19 protein-coding genes, 1 tRNA gene and 1 pseudogene are annotated in these 20775 nt (G+C 31.1%); 3 read left to right on the forward strand and 18 right to left on the reverse strand.

The window, feature by feature from the left end; all coding sequences use genetic code 11:
* The 6 genes from CAMP5060_RS07195 to kpsM all read right to left on the reverse strand — a co-directional run.
* Positions 1 to 1654: galactosyltransferase-related protein (locus CAMP5060_RS07195; RefSeq protein ID WP_337218148.1), on the reverse strand; the 1654-nt coding region annotated here is incomplete at its 3' end.
* Positions 1651 to 2607, reverse strand: coding sequence for a KpsF/GutQ family sugar-phosphate isomerase (locus CAMP5060_RS07200; protein WP_250322417.1), 957 nt, complete (start codon positions 2605 to 2607; stop codon positions 1651 to 1653). The genes CAMP5060_RS07195 and CAMP5060_RS07200, both read right to left, overlap by 4 nt.
* A gap of 8 nt (positions 2608 to 2615) precedes the next feature.
* Positions 2616 to 4274: a polysaccharide biosynthesis/export family protein gene (locus tag CAMP5060_RS07205; RefSeq protein ID WP_087700715.1), complete on the reverse strand. Its 1659-nt coding sequence runs from the start codon at positions 4272 to 4274 to the stop codon at positions 2616 to 2618.
* On the reverse strand, positions 4274 to 5389 hold the full coding sequence (locus CAMP5060_RS07210) for a capsule biosynthesis protein (protein WP_337218149.1): 1116 nt from the start codon (positions 5387 to 5389) through the stop codon (positions 4274 to 4276). The genes CAMP5060_RS07205 and CAMP5060_RS07210 overlap by 1 nt, the downstream gene beginning before the upstream one ends.
* On the reverse strand, positions 5379 to 6050 hold the full coding sequence (locus tag CAMP5060_RS07215) for an ABC transporter ATP-binding protein (protein ID WP_087685146.1): 672 nt from the start codon (positions 6048 to 6050) through the stop codon (positions 5379 to 5381). The genes CAMP5060_RS07210 and CAMP5060_RS07215 overlap by 11 nt, the downstream gene beginning before the upstream one ends.
* Positions 6047 to 6823: a capsule polysaccharide transporter KpsM gene (gene kpsM / locus CAMP5060_RS07220; protein WP_087700713.1), complete on the reverse strand. Its 777-nt coding sequence runs from the start codon at positions 6821 to 6823 to the stop codon at positions 6047 to 6049. Before kpsM ends, CAMP5060_RS07215 begins: the two co-directional genes overlap by 4 nt.
* Before the next feature lie 81 nt (positions 6824 to 6904).
* Between kpsM and CAMP5060_RS07225 the strand changes: the two genes are divergently transcribed.
* Complete coding sequence (locus CAMP5060_RS07225; RefSeq protein WP_261529584.1) at positions 6905 to 7702, forward strand: ferritin-like domain-containing protein; 798 nt, start codon at positions 6905 to 6907, stop codon at positions 7700 to 7702.
* Between the two features lies 1 nt (position 7703).
* Here the strand turns inward: CAMP5060_RS07225 and CAMP5060_RS07230 are convergent.
* From CAMP5060_RS07230 to acpP, 4 genes are all read right to left on the reverse strand, one after another.
* Positions 7704 to 7779 (reverse strand) — tRNA-Phe (locus CAMP5060_RS07230).
* 68 nt (positions 7780 to 7847) lie between these two features.
* The gene (locus tag CAMP5060_RS07235; RefSeq protein WP_337218150.1) at positions 7848 to 8783 is read right to left on the reverse strand and encodes an acetyl-CoA carboxylase carboxyltransferase subunit alpha; all 936 of its coding nucleotides are present in this window, start codon (positions 8781 to 8783) and stop codon (positions 7848 to 7850) included.
* Between the two features lies 1 nt (position 8784).
* Complete coding sequence (locus CAMP5060_RS07240; RefSeq protein WP_039627924.1) at positions 8785 to 9999, reverse strand: beta-ketoacyl-ACP synthase II; 1215 nt, start codon at positions 9997 to 9999, stop codon at positions 8785 to 8787.
* Between the two features lie 19 nt (positions 10000 to 10018).
* Entirely contained in the window at positions 10019 to 10252 is a 234-nt protein-coding gene (acpP, locus tag CAMP5060_RS07245; RefSeq protein WP_039617517.1) for an acyl carrier protein, read from the reverse strand.
* A 151-nt stretch (positions 10253 to 10403) separates the two neighbouring features.
* On the opposite strand from acpP, the gene tenA reads away from it, so the two are divergent.
* Positions 10404 to 11069 (forward strand): thiaminase II, encoded by a 666-nt coding sequence (tenA, locus tag CAMP5060_RS07250; protein ID WP_337218151.1) that lies wholly within the window; start codon positions 10404 to 10406, stop codon positions 11067 to 11069.
* A 15-nt stretch (positions 11070 to 11084) separates the two neighbouring features.
* Here the strand turns inward: tenA and feoB are convergent, their stop codons facing one another.
* The 7 genes from feoB to CAMP5060_RS07285 all read right to left on the reverse strand — a co-directional run bounded on the left by feoB (position 11085) and on the right by CAMP5060_RS07285 (position 19132).
* Complete coding sequence (gene feoB, locus CAMP5060_RS07255) at positions 11085 to 13109, reverse strand: ferrous iron transport protein B (RefSeq protein ID WP_337218152.1); 2025 nt, start codon at positions 13107 to 13109, stop codon at positions 11085 to 11087.
* Entirely contained in the window at positions 13109 to 13336 is a 228-nt protein-coding gene (locus CAMP5060_RS07260; RefSeq protein ID WP_039617512.1) for a FeoA family protein, read from the reverse strand. The genes feoB and CAMP5060_RS07260 overlap by 1 nt, the downstream gene beginning before the upstream one ends.
* Before the next feature lie 92 nt (positions 13337 to 13428).
* Positions 13429 to 14769 carry an MmgE/PrpD family protein gene (locus tag CAMP5060_RS07265; RefSeq protein ID WP_214125983.1) on the reverse strand — a complete coding sequence of 447 codons (1341 nt, stop codon included), beginning with the start codon at positions 14767 to 14769 and terminating at the stop codon, positions 13429 to 13431.
* Between the two features lie 6 nt (positions 14770 to 14775).
* Positions 14776 to 16140 (reverse strand): adenylosuccinate lyase, encoded by a 1365-nt coding sequence (gene purB, locus CAMP5060_RS07270; protein ID WP_214099869.1) that lies wholly within the window; start codon positions 16138 to 16140, stop codon positions 14776 to 14778.
* Between the two features lie 3 nt (positions 16141 to 16143).
* Positions 16144 to 17313 carry a cystathionine beta-lyase gene (gene metC / locus CAMP5060_RS07275; RefSeq protein ID WP_115645022.1) on the reverse strand — a complete coding sequence of 390 codons (1170 nt, stop codon included), beginning with the start codon at positions 17311 to 17313 and terminating at the stop codon, positions 16144 to 16146.
* 13 nt (positions 17314 to 17326) lie between these two features.
* A complete protein-coding gene (dcuC, locus tag CAMP5060_RS07280; RefSeq protein WP_214125984.1) occupies positions 17327 to 18766 on the reverse strand; it encodes a C4-dicarboxylate transporter DcuC in 1440 nt (479 codons plus the stop codon).
* Positions 18767 to 18769: 3 nt separating this feature from the next.
* Positions 18770 to 19132, reverse strand: coding sequence for a Rid family detoxifying hydrolase (locus CAMP5060_RS07285; protein ID WP_214099866.1), 363 nt, complete (start codon positions 19130 to 19132; stop codon positions 18770 to 18772).
* A 167-nt stretch (positions 19133 to 19299) separates the two neighbouring features.
* Between CAMP5060_RS07285 and CAMP5060_RS07290 the strand changes: the two genes are divergently transcribed.
* Positions 19300 to 19974, forward strand: coding sequence for a YheO-like PAS sensor domain-containing protein (locus tag CAMP5060_RS07290; protein WP_039617503.1), 675 nt, complete (start codon positions 19300 to 19302; stop codon positions 19972 to 19974).
* Between the two features lies 1 nt (position 19975).
* On the opposite strand, the pseudogene CAMP5060_RS08355 reads toward CAMP5060_RS07290, so the two are convergent.
* Positions 19976 to 20775, reverse strand: a pseudogene (locus CAMP5060_RS08355) (anaerobic C4-dicarboxylate transporter family protein); the annotation flags it as partial.

Consider the following 20775-nt stretch of genomic DNA (forward strand, 5'->3'; position numbering starts at 1 on the left):
AGTTTGCATTTTTAAATTGCTTTAAAAATTTAGAGTCTTTAAAAAAATTTTTTGGACTATAAAGAAACTTTCGAAACAAACGATAAAATTTCGTATGAGAAATCTTAGTCTGTATAAGGTTTAAACCTATGTATTTATTAAATATTTTTATAAATGAAAATGAGGAAATCTCATATATAAAAGGTTTATAGACTAAGGAATTTAGATTATACTTACTTTTTTGAATATCTTTAAAAAATATTTTTTTATTTTCTAGATTTACTTTATAAAAATTCACAACCCCCTGCTCCTTTTTACCAAAGCAATACAAATCATTAAGTAAAAAATTTGCAAAAACTTCTAGGTTATTTTTATCTATATTTTTTTCCTTCATAAAAATTAAAATTTTTTCATAGTCTTTTTTAGCTAGATTTTGTAAATATAACTTTGTATGTATTATTTGTTCTTGATGTGGTGTTTTATTAAACTCTAATATCTTATCTTTATTATTAGCTATTAAATATGAATCAGGTAAAATCCCTTTTTCAAAATAAATAACCTCTAAACCTAATTTTTTAAAAAAATCCAACAAGTATTCGTTTTTAATATATTCGTTTAAAAGCAAGACTTTACAAATTTGATTTTCTGCAATTATATTTTCAAGTTCTTTTTGATTTTTACTTATCAAATTATCTTCGTTAATAAATACAATATTGCCTATATAAGGCAATATTTCTTTTATAGAATATAACAATTCTTGAGAATGAATAAATAAAACATTATGTCGATAAACACTTTTATCACATAAATGCTTTATGGAATGTAGTTTAATATTTGATATATGCTTATAAAATCTTTGATGATTTTCATGTTTGTTGCTCATATAATTATTTTGATTTGGCTCATCATGATAAAAATGATATAAATATATCCCATGAAAACTTGCTTCATATCCAAGCAAAGCAAACCAAGCCCTAAAACCTTCAAAATTTTTAAATACCCAATTTCTTGTATCATAATTTAGATTACTTGGCATTTGTTCTAAATCAATGCAAGAATATAAAATTCTCGCAAAAAGATCAAAATCTTCATATCCGTGACCTATAAATTGCTCATCGTTTCCACCAAGTGTTAAAAATTTATGCCTATTAATCACCACGCTAGAAGTAGAGCTTGGAGCAAAAAATTTAATCCATTCCTTTCTCCCACTAATTAAATCATTTTTTATCAAACCATCCCATAGTTTTTTATCTTGAGTATAAATAAAATCACTACCCTCTTTACTTAAAAACACAACTGGTAAAGACAAAATATGATTTGGCTTTGAAGCTATTTCTTTTATATCAATAAGATCTAAAATATATCTTAAAGATCGTTGCGATAAATAATAATCCACATCCAAAAACATCACTACGTCTGAATTTGCAAAAGATGCACCTAAGTTACGACATTTTCCTTGTGAGAAAAAATCTTTTTGACTTTCATCTTTAAGGTAAATATGTTCATTTTCTTCGATGGTATACTTTAAATCATTTTCTAAAGAAGAATATCCTTCAACAAAAATATATTCAATTCTATCATCACTTTTAAACTCACATGCTTTTTGAATAACACGATCTTTTATATAAATTCTTTCCTTACTTAAACCAAAAGGTATGATAATAGAGAGTTTCACACATTACCTATCGCATAAAGTTGTATAATGCCTATTATTTTTTCATCTTGAGTAACGACTATTTCTTTGATTTTATGTTTTAGCATAATCTCTTCTGCCTCACTTGCCATAGCACTTGCTTCTATGGTTTTTGGAGTCTCGCTCATGATTTCTTTAGCTTTAAAATCAAATCTTGGCTTATCATTTGCTCTTAATGCTCTTCTTAAGTCTCCATCTGTGATAATCCCAACTAGCTTTTCATTTTCAAGTACTATGCAAAGTCCTAACTTACCACTAGTCATCACATCAACTAACTCATTAAATTCACTCTCAGGATTTACTATAGGTAGATTATTTGACACCATCAAATCACCCACCCTAGTTAAAAGCTTTCTACCTAAACTTCCTCCTGGGTGAAATAAAGCAAAATCATCAGGTCTAAATTTCCTTGCTCTCATTAAAGCCACTGCTATAGCATCACCCATAGCTAAAGTAGCAGTTGTAGAAGAAGTTGGAGCAAGTTGAAGTGGGCAAGCTTCTTTTTTTACTGCTATGTTTATAAAAATATCTGCTTGTTTGGCCAAAGTAGAGTTTTGATTTCCTGCCATAACAATTAAAGGAATTTTTCTTTTTTTGATTACTGGTATGAGTTTTAAAACCTCTTCAGTTTCTCCTGAATTTGAAATAGCCAAAAGCACATCCTCACTTGTGAGCATACCAAGATCTCCATGCAATGCTTCACCCGGATGCATAAAAAAGCTTGGAGTACCTGTGCTGGCTAAGGTTGCAGCTATCTTAGCCCCTATATGGCCTGATTTGCCCATGCCACTTACAACACACCTGCCTTTAATAGATAAAATCAACTCAACTGCTTTACTAAAATCTTCATCTAAGTTATCACATAAATCTAAAATCGTTTTTGATTCTATCTCAAAAACTTCTTTGGCTATTTTAATCGCATCGATTTGACTCATCTAAATTCCTATATATTTAACACTACATTAGTTGCAATAGCTATTTGATATAAAATTTGTGTTAACATGCTAAAGATTTGTAAATTTTGACTATCTACTTTTGGTAAAACTAAAATAGAATCTCCCGCTTTGATATCTGCTGAGCTTCTACCGCTGTATTTAGTTGCTTTACCATTAGCATTAATTACTAAAACCCTTGATATATCTGCTCTATCGCTAAAACCACCTGCTAGGTTGATATAATATCTTAATTTTTCTTTATCCATATACACAAATGCACCTGGTATAGAAACTTCACCTTGAACTAAAACAAGATTATTTTTACTAGGTACATTCACCACATCGCCTTCTTCTAATACTATAGAATTATACGCTTTGACATTATCTATAACGATTTGCCCTTTTGGCTGAGCTTGCTTTGCACGCGCAATAAATTCTAAAATCGTTTTAGCTTGAGTAGCTCTAATGCTAGCTTGCTCAGCATTAACCGAAGAGCTTGTTAGAGCTAGTGTTTCAAGCTCTTTAAGCTGGGCTTCAATAAGTTGTTTTTGGGTAGCTGCTACACTTTTTCTAAAAACTTGCAAGGCATTAATGTTTGATTGATCATTAACTGTAATCATTTTAGCAAGTTCAGCTAAGGTTGTGCCTTTTTTTATCACCACCGAATGTAAACCACTATGCTCACCTTCTATGCTAATGCTAATATTTTGCGCAGTATAATCAGGTCTAAACTCTATCTCATCACCATTATATAATTTCACGCCTAAAAACTGCTTTTTGCTGTAAGCATCTACATGTAATTTATGATCATCTCTATAGCTTTTTACCACAGCATTAGTTACTATAGGCTTAGCTCCTGCAACTTTTGCTATATCTTCTAAATTTAAAATATCATTACTGAGCTCAAATCTAAAAGGTTTTTGCACATCTCCTTCTACAAAAACATACTTTTGCACACTACCTACTAAAATCACATCGCCCATTCTAAAAGGAAAAAGATCAAGCTGACCTTTAAGTAAAAAGTCATACAAATCTACCTTTTTAATGACTTTATTATCTCTTAAAATTTGAATATCTCTAAAACTACCATATTCTAGATTAATACCATTTGCTTTATCTAAATACTGTATGATAGAATCTGAACTTAATCCTTGATAAAGACCAGGTTGATTCACATTTCCTGTAACAAATACCGATACATTTTGATAAATATCCATATCCGCATATACATAGACATTGCTTTTATAGATTTTATTAATAGCTTTTGTAATAACTTGCACCAAAGCACTATTTTTCACACCCAAAAGATTAATTGCTCCTACTTTTGGTATAAAAATATTTCCTTGAGAATCTACTGTTAAGGTCTGTATAAACTCTACCGCACCCCAGATTTTTACATTAATCCTATCGCCTACTGCTAGTTTATAATCAGGGTTATAAACATGTTGAGTAAATTTAGTAAAATTACCATTAAATAAATGTGCACCAAAAACTTTAGTTATCGAAGCTTGAGTTTGATTAAAATCACTTTGGTTATTATCATAATTTATAATTTGTGGCTCTAAAGATGGAGCTAATGGTTGATTTTGAATTTTTGCAATTTGAGAAACATCTACCGCAGAAAATAAAAACAAAGGTAAAAGTAAAAATAAAAATATCTTTTTCATTAGTATCTATGCTCCTCTATAATCATTTTAATAAATTTAACAATTCCATAAAACAAAGATAAAATCATAAAAGCTGTGAGTATATTATACAAAGCTTCTGGGTATTTAGCACTTTGAGGTAAACTTGGACTTTGCACTATAACCACTTGTTTTATCTTTCTTAAAGCTTCTATCCTAGCACTTTCATAAGCTTTTAATGCAGCTGTGTAAGCACTTTCTGCAAAACCTGCTTCTATAGTCAGATCTTGAAATTTAGCCGCAAGATCATTAAGTTTTTGAGAAGATTTTGGCGATGAAACTTTGGATTTTTCCTTTTGAAGTTGTTTTTTTAAAGCTGTGATTTCACTTTTTATAGTGACAATTTGTGGTGCATTATCGTTTATATAGCTTTGCATCATCAAAAGCTCAGCTTCTTTGGCTGCTATTTTTGATTCAAGTTCGGCTATGAGTTTTAGAGTACCTTCTGCTTGTTTGAGTGGATCAAATACTCCGTATTTGTTTTGAAAAGCCAAAAGCTCATCTTTAGCCTTTTGATATCTTTTTTTAAATTGTAAAAGTTCTTCTTCAGCAAATTGCATTTGATCTCTTGCGGCTTTATGTGAAATTTCATTGATAAATTTTTCACTTTCTTTAACTATAGTTGAAGCTATTAAATGTGCACTTTGCGGGTCAAAACCTTCAACTTCTACACGCAAAAGCCCATTGGCTGAGTTTTCTTGAATAATCTTAACACGATTTTGATAATACTTTAAAAAATCCTCTTGGTCAGCCGATGAAGAAATACTATAAAAAAAATCAAGTTTTTGTTTTTGATATAACTCACGAATTTGAATTTTTTCTTCTAAAATATTTAACATATCTAAAGAATGAATGTAAGATTTTAAGAAAGTTATATCCTCGCTTGAAAAAGAATTATTAGTCAAAAATGCAGCAATTCCGGTGATAGCTCCGCTATCTCCTGTGGTTGATTTCACACTTAAAACACTTTCACTCACATAACGATTTGCTGCTATAAAAACATAATAAAATACAACAAATGCTGTCAAAATTAACACTATTTTAAAAGAGTTAAGTATCTTTAAATTTTTAAACTTTTTTAATAAATCATTTTGCATTTATTTTTCCTTGATACACCGCTATACCCTCATCTACATCATCATATATAGTAGCTTGTCCATCTTGCATGAATATAATTTTATCACACCATTGTTTAATTTCAGCTACATTGTGTGAAACCATGATAACTTTTGACTGGCTTAACTTTTCTTTATAGATTTTAGAACTTTTTTCTCTAAATTTAGGATCTCCCACAGCACCTGCCTCATCAATTAAATAATAATCAAAATCAAAAGCCATACTTAAGCCAAAAGATATTCTAGCACTCATACCTGCTGAGTAAGTATTCATAGGCTCATCAAAAAACTTACCAAGCTCAGCAAAATCTTCAACAAATTTAATCTTTTCTTCTAAAGCCTTTCCTTTGTAACCGTATACTCTAGCTACAAAGCGCGCATTGTCCCTTGCTGAGAGTCTGTGTTGAAATGCACCTGCCAAGCCTAGAGGCCAAGAGAGTTTTTTATTGGTTATAATCTTACCCCTATCAGGAAGCAATGACCCGCTTAAAAGTTTCATTAAGGTAGACTTTCCAGCACCGTTACGCCCCATTAAACCTATGCTACAATTTTCAGGAAACTCAAAACTTAAATTTTTAAAAACATAATGTCTTTCACCATTGCGTAAAGGAAAAGATTTTGTTAAATTAACTAATTTTATCATCGTACCGCTATCAACTTTTCTCTAGTAAAATAATAAAAAAACAAACCAAAAAACAAAATCACACTCAAACATATAATAGGATAGTAGTAATTATAATCATCAAGTAATGGATAATTTTGAAAAAAATTATATTTTAAAAGCTCCATAATATGTAAAAGTGGATTATAATATAAAATATCTAAAATAGGTTTTGGAACTATCCATACTGGAAATACTACTAAAGCTGTCCAGTATAAAACTATATTTAAATAATTTAAAGCCATTTTTAAAGGCTCTGCAAAATGTCCTGCTATAGCAAAACACATCCCCATAGCAAAACCAAATACCACAAGTAAAAAAAGCGAAAACATCACTTCTAAAAAATGTTTAGGTATAACTTGCATATGCAAAAACCAACCTGCTAAAAACATCACACAAATAAAAATAGTAAAATAGATACAAAACTCGAGCAATGCTCTTGCAATAAAAACATGTATAGGTCTTACTGGCTTATAAGCATATAGCGCCAAATTTGCACCTATACCATTTAAAAGTTGCGTAATAATGCTTCTAAACATAAAAAAAGGTATAATCCCTACTGCTAAAAATAAAAAGATAGAAACACCCTCAGGCATGATTTGATGATGAAATTCTCTAATAGCTGACACAATAGAAGTAATTACCAAAACAACCATCATAGGCTCACCGATTACCCAAAAATAGCCCAAATATTTATTAATACCAAATCTTGTCTTTAACTCTCTAAAAAATAGAGCATGTATGACATTAAACATATTTTTAGCAAACCTTTTTAAATTTTCAAAATTTTTATATTATACTTTTTTATCTTATATAATATTTAACAAGGTTTAAAAATGAAAAGAAATTTCTTTGAAGAATTAGAAAAAATTTTATATCATAAAGATATTTTTAAAAAGATTGAATTATTTAATGAATTTTATGAAAATTTTAAAGCTAATTTGTATGATTTTAATCATTCCCATGAGGCGATCATTTGTGAAAACTCACAAGTTAAAATCCTTCATCCTATGAAAATAAGGCGTCCAAAAGAAGCAAATAGCACTTTGTCTTTAGCTAAAATCTTACATTCAGTTGCACATATAGAATATAGTGCTATAAACTTAGCCTTGGATGCTAGTTATAGATTTAAAAACCTACCATTGAAATTTTACCAAGATTGGCTTGAGGTAGCTGATGAGGAAATTAAGCATTTTTTACTTTTAGAAAAAACTTTAAATGAACTTGGTTTTAAATATGGAGATTTCCATGCTCATGATAATCTTGAAAAAGCCTTATTCTTAACCAAAGATAATCTTGCTCATAGAATGGGCATAGTGCATAGAGGACTTGAAGCAAAAGGACTTGATGCTAATCCTTTTGTTTTAGAAAAATTAAATACAACCAATCATCCTATAAAAAGTTTATTTGGTGAAATTTTTACCATTATATTAAATGATGAGATTAAACATGTAAATAAAGGAGATTTTTGGTGGAATTATGCAAAAAATGAAAATGATAACTACCTTGATCTTTGTGCTAAATATAAAGAATTTAATCTTTTAGGAAAAGTATATAATAAAACAGCTAGAATTCAAGCAGGATTTAACGAAAATGAACTTCAAGAATTAGATGATTTTTATAATAGAAAATGAATGGTGGTTAGAGGCAGAATCGAACTGCCGACACGCAGATTTTCAGTCTGCTGCTCTACCGACTGAGCTATCCAACCACTGAATTGAAGTTGTAATTATACAATAGTTTTTTTAAAAAAAGTTGAAATTTGCATAAAAATGCAAATTATTCAGAAAAAGCTCCAAATTTAAAGATTTTTTGCATTCTTAATGCTGCTAATTCACGTTTATCGTATTGTTCTAATTCTTCTATAGCTTTTAAGACATAATCACTTAAATTTTTAATCGCATTTTCTTTATCTCTATGAGCTCCACTCATTGGCTCTTCGATGACATCATCGATCAAACTTTGGGTTTTTAAATCATCAGCAGTTACTTTCATGGCTTTAGTAGCAGCTTCACTTTTTGATGGATCATTCCATAAAATAGCAGCACAACCCTCAGGTGAAATCACAGAAAAAACTGAATTTTTCATCATAGCAAGTTTATCAGCTACTCCTATAGCCAAAGCACCACCACTTCCACCTTCGCCTATAACTACTGCTATAGTGATTGTTTTAAGAGCGCTTAATTCATATAAATTTCTAGCTATAGCCTCACTTTGACCACGCTCTTCAGCACCCACTCCCGGATAAGCACCTGGAGTATCCACTAAAAATAATACTGGTATGTCAAATTTTTCAGCCATTTTTGCTACTCTTAGAGCTTTTCTATAACCTTCAGGATGAGGCATACCAAAATTTCTATGAAGTTTATCTTTAGTACCTCTACCTTTTTGCTCACCTATAACAATAATTTTTTTACCACCTATATAACCTGCATAACACACAATAGCAGGATCATCTCTAAAAGCACGATCACCATGAATTTCATAAGCATCACTTAATATAGCTTGAATATAATCAAGCGCATAAGGACGATCAGGATGTCTTGCAAGCTGTAAGCGTTGGTAATCGCTTAAATTTTTATAAACTTTTTGAGTTTCTTTTTCAAGATTTTTTTCTAAAATTTTTACCGCTTCATCATCGCCTTTGATTTTAGCATTTGCTAAATCCTCATCAATTTGCTGAATATTTTTTTCAAAATCTAAATAAGAAGCCATATTAATCTACTTTTTTGAAAATCACACAACCATTTGTTCCACCAAAACCAAAAGAATTGCTCATTACTACATTAACTTCACTTTTTCTTGCAGTATTTGGTATATAGTCAAGATCGCAATTTTCATCTGCTACGATTTGATTGATAGTTGGTGGTAATATACCTTGATCAAGTGCCATTAAAGAAATAACAGCTTCAATTGCTCCAGCAGCACCTAAGCAATGCCCCGTTTGACCTTTTGTAGAGCTAACTAAAGGAATTTGATCCTTGAAAAGCTCTTTAATAGCTGCCGTTTCATTTTTATCATTTACCGGAGTAGAAGTTCCGTGTGCATTAATATAATCTACCTTTGGATTTCCTGCCATTTTTAAAGCTTTTTTCATAGCACGCAATGGTCCTTCTAAAGTAGGCGAAGTGATATGATGCGCATCTGCACTTTCACCAAAACCTACCAACTCAGCATAAATTTTAGCTCCACGCTTTTTAGCAGCCTCATACTCTTCAAACACTAAAGCACCAGCACCCTCGCCCATTACAAAACCATCTCTTTCTTTGTCAAATGGTCTTGAAGCTTTAGCTGGATCATCATTTCTAGTAGAAAGAGCTTTCATAGCAGCAAAGCCACCTATACCTACAGCACAAATGGCTGCTTCAGCGCCTACTACAAGCATTTTATCTGCATTACCCAAAGCTATGCTTTTATAAGCTTCGCCTATAGCATGAGTTCCTGCCGCACAAGCAGTTACGCATGAGATATTTGGTCCTTGTAATCCATGTTCGATCGAAATAATCCCGCCAAGCATATTAACTAAAGCTGATGGTATGAAAAAAGGAGTAATTTTGCGTGGTCCACGCTGTGCACAAGTAACAGAATTTTTTTCTATATTTGGTAAACCACCTATACCAGCTGCTGAAACTACACCAAATTCTTCTTTGTTTAAAGTTTCATCAAATTTAGCATCTTCCATAGCTTCTCTTGCTGCTTTAATACCAAGTTGTATAAAACGATCTATTTTTTTAACCTCTTTAGCATCACAAACACTTAAAGGATCAAAATTTTTCACTTCAGCAGCAATTTGCACTGGAAAATCAGTGGTATCAAAAAGAGTGATTTTATCAACGCCGCTTTTACCATCACAAATCGCTTTAAATGAGCTATCTTTGTCTAAACCAAGAGCATTGATCATTCCTATACCTGTTACTACAACGCGTTTCAAACCGCACTCCTTATTAAAATTATTTTTGAAGATTTTCTATATAATTAACAACATCTTCGATTTTTACTAGTTTTTCAGCATCACTGTCTGGAATTTCTACATCAAATTTTTCTTCTAAAGCCATAACTAATTCAACAACATCTAAAGAATCTGCACCTAAATCTTCAATGATTTTAGATTCCATTTTAACTGCATCTTCATCAACACTAAGTTGCTCAACAACTACTTTTTTTACATCATCAAAAATTGCCATTTTTATCTCCTAGTTTAAAAAATTAAAACGCATTTTACAATAAAAAAATAAATTTCTTGTTTAAAAAGTTAAAAATTAAAGATTATTACGAAAAATTTAATTATCTGTGTTTAAATAAAAGCTTAATTTTTAACAAAGGAAATTAATATTAATGCTTTTGGATAGACTTATAAAAGAAAATAAAAAAACTTGGGATCAATATATCCATCATGAATTTGTAAAAAAACTTCAAAATGGCACTTTAGAAAAAGATGTATTTTTGTTTTATCTTAAACAAGATTATATCTTTTTAAATAATTATGCAAAATGCTATGCTTTGCTTGCTTTAAATGCAAATAATGCTAAAGAAATTCAATTTGCTATTAAAAATCAAAACTACACTTTAGAAGGAGAATTAGAGCTTCATAGAAGTATTTTAAAGCTAGGTATTGATGTAGAAAAACTAGACTATAAAGATGAAAGTTTAACCAATATTGCTTATACAAGGTACTTACTAGGTGTGGGACAAAATGGAGATTATTTAGATATGCTATGTGCTTTGAGTGCTTGTGCTATAGGCTATGCATATATAGGAGAAGAAATTTACAAAAGACTTAATGAAAAAAGCTTAGAAAATCATCCTTACAAAGAGTGGATTTTAACCTATGCGGGAAAAGAATTTCAAGATGAAATCAAAGAATTTAAAGACTTTTTTAATTCTTATACCGATAGCATTAGTGAAGAAAAATTTAAAAAATTAAGTGAAATTTTTTACACTACCATAAGACTTGAAATAGCTTTTTGGCAACACTCCTTAGAGCAAAAAATGGAAATTTAATCATCATAAAGATGATTAAATTATCAATTTAGCAATATTGATCCCTATAAATGCAACCAAATACGCACATAAAGATGTAAATATAAAAAGATACCATGCATATTTTTTATTTCCTGCTTCTTTAGCAAAAACTATAGTTGCTGCAAAGCAAGGATTATAAATCATAACAAAAAGTATAAAAGCTACTGCTGTACTAAAAGGGATATTTTCTCTTATAGCTTCTTGTAAATTTAAACTTGTCTCATCAACTTCATCACCTAAAGAATAAAGCACACCCATAGTAGAAATCATCACTTCTTTAGCCGCTAAACCACTCACCAAAGATACACTAAGTTTCCAATCAAAGCCAAGTGGTACAAAAATAGGCTCTATTGCTTTACCAAATTGTCCAAGATAACTATTTTCTATTTGAAGCTCTTGAGTTAAAGCATCTTGAGTATTATTTTCTTGTGCAGGAAAATTACTCGCAAACCAAATAAGCAAAGAAGCTATCAAAATAAATGTTCCTGCTTTTTTTAAATACATTTTTGCTTTGTTAAACACCATAAACCATACTAAGCTCCAATTTGGCATTCTATATTTTGGCATTTCCATTACAAAAGGTTCATCTTGTCCTCTAAAAGCACTCATTCTTAAAATCTTAGCTGCAATTAAGCCCAAAAACGCACCCAAAAGATAAATCCCAAAAAGATAATTTCCCGCCACATCAGCAGGAAAAAACACTCCGACAAAAAGCACATATACAGGAAGCCTTGCACCACAACTCATAAAATTAATAATAAAAAGAGTTAATAATCTATCTTTTTTATTTTTTAAAGTTCTTGTAGCCATAAAAGCAGGCACCGAGCAACCAAAACCCGTGATTAAAGGGATAAAACTTTTACCATGTAAGCCAAATTTATATAAAATTCCATCTAGTAAAAATGCAACCCTAGTCATATATCCAGTTGTTTCAAGTAAGGCTATGCCAAAAAATAAAATCATAATATTTGGTAAAAAAGTTACAACCGCACCAACCCCACCTAAAACACCATCAGCTAATGCTGAAGCGATGAATTCATTGCTAATATTATTCTTTACCATATCACCTAAATTAGCAAAAAACATTTCTATATAATCCATAGGAATTTGCCCTAAAGTAAAGGTTAGCTGAAATAAAACCCACATAAAAAACAAAAATATAGGAATTCCTAAAAATTTATTAATTAAAATAGAGTCTATTTCTTTAGTATGATTTTTATACTTAACACCCTTACTTAAAACCTTAGCACATATACCATTTGCAAAAGCAATCAGCTCTTCTTTAAAAATACTTTCCATATCTTTGCTATGATATGCCATATAAATTTTTTCTAAAGCTTCATCAAGTATTTTTTTCAAAGCGCGCGAAATGACTATATTAGCTTCATTTTTAAGTAAAGCAAGCGCTAAATCTTTTGTAGAAAAATTTAAATAAGTGATTTCATTTTGATTTAAAAATTCACTTATTTTTGCGAGTTCTTCTTCTATGATATCACTATAAACACGCTCTTTAGCTTCGAATTTAGCTTCATGGGTTGAAATGATTAAATCCAAAAGTGTATTTAGATTTTCTTTGGTTTTAGCGCACACGCCAAGACAAGGCGTATTTAGAAGTTGGGATAAAATTTTAAAATCTATACTAAAACCCTCATTTTTAGCTTCATCTTGCATATTTAAAGCCATAATCATTTTAATTTTAGCTTCTATTAAAGACGCACTCAAAATCAAATTACGCTCTAAATTTGTAGAATCAAGCACATTTACTACAAGATCAAAATTACCCTTTTTTAAAAATTCTTTTGTGATTTTTTCTTCTTCGCTATAACCATCTAATGCATAAGTTCCTGGTAAATCTATAAATTTAAACTCATAATTTTTATAAATTAATCTAGCCTCAGCCTTTTCAACTGTAACACCGCTAAAATTTCCAACTTTCATATTAGCTTTACAAAGTGCGTTAATTAATAAACTTTTACCAACATTTGGCTGACCTACTAAAGCAACGATGATTTCTTTCATTAGAACTCTTTTGAAATTTGTATTATTTTTGCTTCACTTGAGCGTAAAATCACGCAAGTTGTATCAAGTTCTACCATAATAGTAGAATTTGCTATGGAAGAGCGAATTTTTTTAACTTTTTTGTTTTTTGCAAAACCAAAACTAAAAAGTCTTGCTTGGAGTTGTTTATCTGCTTCAAAACCTACTATAAGAGCTTCTTCATTATCTTTTAATGTATCTAAAGTCATGTTTTTCCTTACAAAAACTAAGATAAAACATTATATAAAAAATTAAATTATTTCTTTTTTAAAATAATAAGCAATCTCAAAAAATGAGATTGCTAGAAATCAAAACCATTTAGATTTTCTAAATTTTGGAGCTTTTTGACTAATTCCTCAGCCTTTTCTAAAGAAAGTGCTATGCTAGCATTAGAAAGAAATTTATCTTTTAATTCATCAAAACTTAAAGGATTATCAAAATTTCCTTTATTTATAAACACATCTTTTTTAATTACTCTTCCATCATTTAAAACAGCTTCTAAATGCCCTGGAAAGTATTTAGGGAAACCACTAGATTTTTTCTTTTCATAGCTAATTTTTTTAGCAAATTCTATTACTTCACTCCTGCTTAAATCTTCATAAGATTTTAAAGTGATCTTGCCATCAAAAAATGCCAAAGCCATTAAAAAAGGCATAGAAAATTTGGCCGCATAAGCACTTTGTGGAGTGTATTTTGCTTCTATTGGATCACAGATAAATGAAATTGGCACCTCATCTACAAAGCAATGTATACTTTTGATATCTTGTGCTTTTAAGCCATCATTTCTTAAACTCATAGCACAATCAATAAGCCCATGTGCAAAATGACAGCTTGGATAAGGTTTTAACGAAACTTGCATTACTTGCCAAATTTCATTCAAGCCCTTGCAAAGTTCATTTTTATCACACTCATCTTCTAAGCCAAAAGCTCTAAAGATATTATCCCTTCCTTCAAATATACTCAAAGGACCGCTCATATTAGCTTTTGCGCAATTTGCTACTAAAATTCCATTTTTCAAAGCATTAGCTATGTGTAAAACTTTAGAATTAGACCCATTAGATAAAAACTCATTCACCCCACTTGCAAAACTTCCTGCTAAACCTAGTGCATTGATGATTTGTTCTTTGTTTAAATCAAGCAAAACACAGCTTGCAGCCACACTGCCAAAAATTCCTGCTATAGCTGTAGTATGAAAGCCGCGTTTATGGAAACTTCCTTTGCTTGCTATACCCACTCTAGCAGCAATTTCCCAACCAACAATAAAGGCTTTTAAAACTTTTTTTCCATCCTTACTTACACTAAATCCATAAGTTAAACAAAGTGGAGTTAAAATAGCACTAGCGTGCAAAATAGCTTCAGTATGAGTATCATCAAAATCAAGGGCATGTGCTGCGATAGCATTTACCATCGCAGCATAAATTACATCAAGCTTTTTATCCCCACTCCAAATTTTTTCACTAGGATTTACGCTTAAAGCTTCAAAGACCTTAGTTGCATTTAAAACACAAGCTTCATTTTTAGCAGCTAGGGCTGTTCCTAGTGCATCAAGCATAAGCTCTTTTGCTCTTTGCTTTACTTCACTAGGAATAGCTTCATAATCTAAATTTATGATAAATTCGGCTAGTTTTTCACTTAAATACATTTTTTCCTACTTTAGAATTTGTGCATTAGCGATTTTTTCTAAGAACTCATCAACTAATTTTGGTGCATAACCTACATAAGTTGTAGCATCCATTAAAACATCAATATCTTTTTCACTTAAAACCTTACTTACACGCTCATCTTCAAGTAAAACTTCTTTGAAAGTTTTATGATTTTCTATACCTCTCATAGCATTTTCATAAACAATTTCATGTGCATGTTGTTTACCATAATGATCACTCAAAGCAAACATCACGCGCTCTGCTAACACAAAGCCATTAAGCGTATCAAGATTTTTTAACATTTTATCTTTTTTAACTTCTAAATCATCAAAAACAAATTTCATATTTGCTAATACCACTGAAAGCATTAAAAATGCTTCTGGTAAAAGCTTCCATTCCATTTTCCAAACTTGGCCATCTCTTTCATGCTCATGTCTTTCTATATCGCTTAAAATTGCAATATTAGCTCTTAGGGCATTACTTACAGTCACTGCGTTTTCACTTACTGCAGGATTTCTTTTATGAGGCATAGTAGAGCTTCCTACTTGACCTTTTCCAAAAGGTTCAGCAATTTCATCGATTTCATTATGAGCTAAGATTAAAAGCTGATGTGCGATTTTGTTAAAGGTTGCATTGATATTGCCTAAAACATAACCAAGCTCGATAAAACGATCTCTTGCTGGTTGCCATGAGATATCAGGAACTTCTAAACCTAAGCTTTCTAAAGTAAGTTTTTCTACTTCATTAGCCTTGTCACTTAAGCTTGCTTTAGTTCCCACTGCACCTACGATTAATCCTACATATAATCTTTTTTCAAGTTCAATAATTCTTTCATAGTGGCGATTAAGCTCACTAAGCCAAATGGCAACTTTGTGTCCAAAAGTTATAGGTAAAGCTTGTAAAGCTAAGGTTCTTCCCATCATCGCTGTATTTTTATGCTCTTTTGCGATTTTTGCTAAATTTTTAGCTATATCTTTTAAATCTTGTTTGATTAAAGCCATAGCTTCTTTAAATTGTAAAACTATGCCTGTATCAATGATATCTTGCGTTGTTACACCAAAATGCACATATTCACCAAGACCATTTTCGCAAGCTTTTTCTAAACCACGCACAGTAGGTACTAAAGGGTGTTTAGTCTTTTTAAACTCAGCAAAAATAAAATCCATATCCATAAATTTATAATGCGCTTTTTTAGCTATTTCTATAGCTGCTTCATTAGGGATAATGCCAAGTTTTGCTTGAGCTTTCGCCAGGGCAGCTTCTACATCAAGCCATTTTTGAATTCTATTTTCTTCACTAAAAATAGCTCTCATTGCAGGGGTGCTCCAAGAATCTTGAAGCAACCTCATATCAAATACACTCACACCCATGTTTTATCCTTTAAAATTTATTTTTTCAAATGCTTGTTTTAAATCAGCAATCAAATCCTTACTATCTTCAAGACCTATATGAAATCTCACAAAAGGTCCTCTAGCACTCCAATCTGTTGCTGTTCTTGGCGGAGTAGTAACAGTAGCTAAACTCTCATATCCACCCCAGCTTGCACCGATTGAAAAATACTCTAAATTATCTACAAACTCAATGGCTTGTTCTTTAGAAATGCCATCTGCAAATTCAATCGTTACCATACCATTAGCACCTTTATGATCGCGCATAAAAACTTCATGGTTTGGATGAGTTTTTAATTTTGGATAAAAAATTGTTTTAACTTCTTTTCTACTTTGTAAAAACTCTACTACCTCATCTGCACTTTTTTCATGTGCTTTCATTCTTACATCTAAAGTTCTCATACCACGAAGCACTAAATAAGCATCATCAGGACTTGTAGTAAATCCTAAAGCTTCTGGCAATTTGTCAAAATTTTTCCATTCTTTTTCATTAATCACTACTATACCCATAGTAACATCTGAATGCCCACTTAAGTACTTAGTTGCGGCAATTACTGAAATATCTACTCCAAGCTCAAGCGGATTTAAAAAATACCCGCTTGAATAAGTATTATCAATCGCTACTGGTATGTTATGTTTGTGCGCAATTTCGCAAAGTTTTGGCAAATCTATGATTTCATAAAGTATAGAACCTGGGCTTTCACAAAGGATTAATTTTGTGTTTGGTTTGATTTTTTCCTCTACATCAGATGCATCAGCTTTTAAAAAGTCAATTTCTACACCCATTTTAGTTAAAAATAAATCACAAATTGTTCTAACAGGTCCATAAATAGCATCAGTGATTAAAAAATGAGCATCTTTACTAGCATAATTTAAAAGCACCATAGCTAATGCTGCAAGTCCTGTTGGGAAAAGTTGCGCTCTATAGCCACCTTCAAGCTCACAAATTAGTTTTTCAAGCTCAAAATTAGTTGCTGTTCCTCTAGCACCATAACTTAAAACACGATCTGTTTTTCTTAACTCACGGTATTTTTGCCAAGTTGCATGATCTTTAAAAAGTATAGTTGATGCACGCATTAAAGTTGGATTAACTGATCTTACTTCAGCATTTTGATCGCCTCTTCCTAGGTGGATTAATTTAGTTTTGTTGTTCATTTTGTACTCCTTTTTATAGATAAATATAAGTCATAATCACATTAACAATAGCAGCTACAAGCATAGGAATAGCCGTTCTTTTCACAACTTGTAATGGATTTACCTTAGCTATAGCCGAAATTGCCAAAATAGCAGGTGCAATAGGTGAAACACATCTACCAAAACCTGTCATGATTTGAATAGGTGCTATCATAGCTATGGTTTCAACCCCAAAAGATTTTGCTATATTTGGAATAAGTGGCGCAAAAGAAAAAAATGCTGCATTTCCTGAACCCATTAAAAATGCACATACAGCAAGCAAAATAGAAACTGCTATAATAATAGCAAGCACTCCAAAACCTGCATCTTTTGCAAAACCTATTAAAGTATCTACAAAGCCAACTGATAAAAGTCCGTTTGCAAAAACTTGACCACAAACGATCAAAGAAACTGTGATTACAAACAAATGCCCCATACCTTTGAAAAATACCATAATAGAATTTAAAGTATCAATCAAACTTCTATAACGAATGATTTCAAAAATAATTGCAATAAAGGTTGAAATCATCATTGCAACTGGCACATTCATTTTAATAGCAGTAGATGAAGCGGCTTTAACTTCTTCCATGGTTGCAAATCCCATTAATACCATAATGCTATCTAAAACACTACTAAAACCCAAAATTAACACCAAAGGTATAATAGGTAAAATCGCATAGATTCTAGGTGGTTTTTTCACCTCTTCTTTTTTGCTATCATTTTCTGATAACTCTTTTTCTATCTCATCACGATTAAAAACAAAATTTTCTTTTTTATCAAAATATTTTGAGCAAAAATAAATCGCAATACCCACTGCTATGATAATAGGCACAGTTGTAGGAAGCTGATAATGCACAAAATACACCGCAGGATCAATTTCAGCTGTTTTTGCAGCTAAAATCACATTACCACTGCCTGGGCCATGGTCAATGTATTGACAAATAGCTATAATTGAAAGCGCAGAAAGCTTAGAAACACCTGAGCGCACTAAAATAGGATACATTGTAACCATAAGTAAAAGTGCCAAACCTGCATGTGAAGGTATAAAAAGCACTAAAAACTGAATTACAAAATATGAAACTAGCAATAAAACATAAGGTGATTTTACTGCCTTTAAAGGTCTTTCAAACACTTTAAATAAAGCATAACTTGCGCCCACATGATCCATATAAGCAGAAAATCCCGCTATACACATCAAAGTAAGTCCAAGCCCTGCTAGAGTGCTTGACATATTTGTATTAACAACTTGGAAAATATCAAAAAGTCCTAAATGCAAAGATTGCTTTTCACTAATGATAGGAGAAAGTCCAAAAATTCCTGCTAAAGCTAACAAGAACAAACCACTTAAAAGCAACGCCATATGGGCGTTGATTTTTTTATAGAGCATAAATACAAGTAAAAATACAGAACATCCTGCAAAAAATAAACCCAACATGCTCTATCCTTTATGAGCAATAACCTCTATCTCCACTTTTGCTCCCTTAGGAAGATCTTTTACCGCAAAAGCACTTCTTGCAGGATATGGAGCTGCGAAAAATTCAGAATAAACCTCATTGAAAGCCACAAAATCATCAATATTTGCTAAAAAGCAAGTCGTTTTAACTACATTATTAAAATAAAGATTATTTTCTTCTAATATAGCCTTGATATTTAACAATGATTGTCTTGTTTGTTCTTTTACATCTTCACTTTCTATGTTTCCACTTTGTGGATTAATAGGAAGTTGTCCTGAAATAAATAACAAACCATTAGCTTCTCTATAAGCTGAATATGGTCCTATAGCCTTTGGATAATTTGCCATGTATACTCCTTGTGTTTAAATGAAATCATAATATAATATTATCATCATAATAATAAATTGTCAATATTTTTTTATCATAATAATAATTTTTTTTATTGTTGTAAATATTAACAACTTTGATGAAAATATTTTGTAAAATAACAAAAAACAACAAAAAGGTCTAGATCATGGATGAACAACAAAAAGAATTATTTATCAAACTTACTCAGTTTTTAGGACAGGTGCTTGGAGATCAATACGAAATCGTTTTTCATGTGATTGCACCTGAGGGTTCCTATATAGCAGCCATTGCAAATAACCACATTAGCGGAAGAACGATTAATTCTCCATTAACTTCTTTTGCAAGCGAGCTTGTACAAGAAAAAGAGTATTTAAACAAAGACTTTTTATGTGATTATAAAGCAAAGGTTGGAAAGTCTAAGATCGTTACTGGATCAACTTTTTTCATTAAAAATCAAAATAAAATCGTAGGGATTTTATGTATAAATCACGATACCACAGAGCTTAGAAATGCTATTAGTAAAATCATAGAACTTGAAAAAATCAATGATTTTAGTGATTTATTAGATATTCATAATCAAAACAATGTAAATTTACATAATGTGAGTAATATAGAAACACTTAGTCATTCTATAGAAGATATTTTAGCTGAAAACATAGATTTGAAATATTTAAATTCAGGATATAGCTTAAGCACTGAGCAAAAAGATGAGATTATTAAAAAGCTTCATTCAAAAGGAATTTTTAACATCAAAGGAAGCATACCTATAGTTGCTAAGTCGCTTAATATATCAGAACCTAGCGTCTACAGATATCTACAAAAACTTAAAAACAATCTCTAAGCTAAAATACAAGCTTAGAGATAAAATAACCCGCAATAGTCGCACTAATAATCAAAACAAACCCCGGTCTTAAGTAAGAGTGATTGATTACAAATTTACCTATTTTTGTTGTGCCTGTTCTATCAAAAGCCACGCATGCTATTTGATTAGCACCTGGAACTATAAAATCTCCACTCACATAAGGATAAAGTACAATAAGAATTTGAGGAGGAATTCCCAAACTCACACCCAAAGGCATTAAAGCAGCTACCGTTGCTGAAGGAGAAAAAATCACCATAGAAAAGGCAAATAAAGCCACCCCAAATAAATACGGATAATCCTCTACAACATGTGATAAAGAATCGCTAAATAAAGGCTTATAAGCTTCAAAAAATGTTCCTGTCATCCAAGCTATACAAAAACCCCTACAACTCCTATAAGTCCTGATCTAAATACAGAAGCTTCACCAAGTTTATTAGCAGGAACTTTAGCAAAAAGCATAATCAAACAAGCTGTTGCAAGCATGATCATTTGGATTAAATTTGGGGTAGAAAGTCTTTCTATTTTACCATTTGCAAGCTCATAATGAGGCAATAAATTCGTAAAAGTTCCAAAGAAAATAATGGTTAAAATCCCCAAAGCAAATATCAATAAAGCTCTTTTAACCTTAGGATCTGCTTCTTGTTTATCTTCTTGTTTATCTTCTTGTTTATCTTCTTGTTTATCTTCTTGTTTATCTTCTTGTTTATCTTCTTGTTTATCTTCTTGTTTATCTTCTTGTTTATCTTCTTGTTTATCTTCTTGTTTATCTTCTTGTTTATC

The organism is Campylobacter sp. 1569 (assembly GCF_024723675.1).
GTDB classification, from domain to species: Bacteria; Campylobacterota; Campylobacteria; order Campylobacterales; family Campylobacteraceae; genus Campylobacter_D; species Campylobacter_D jejuni_C.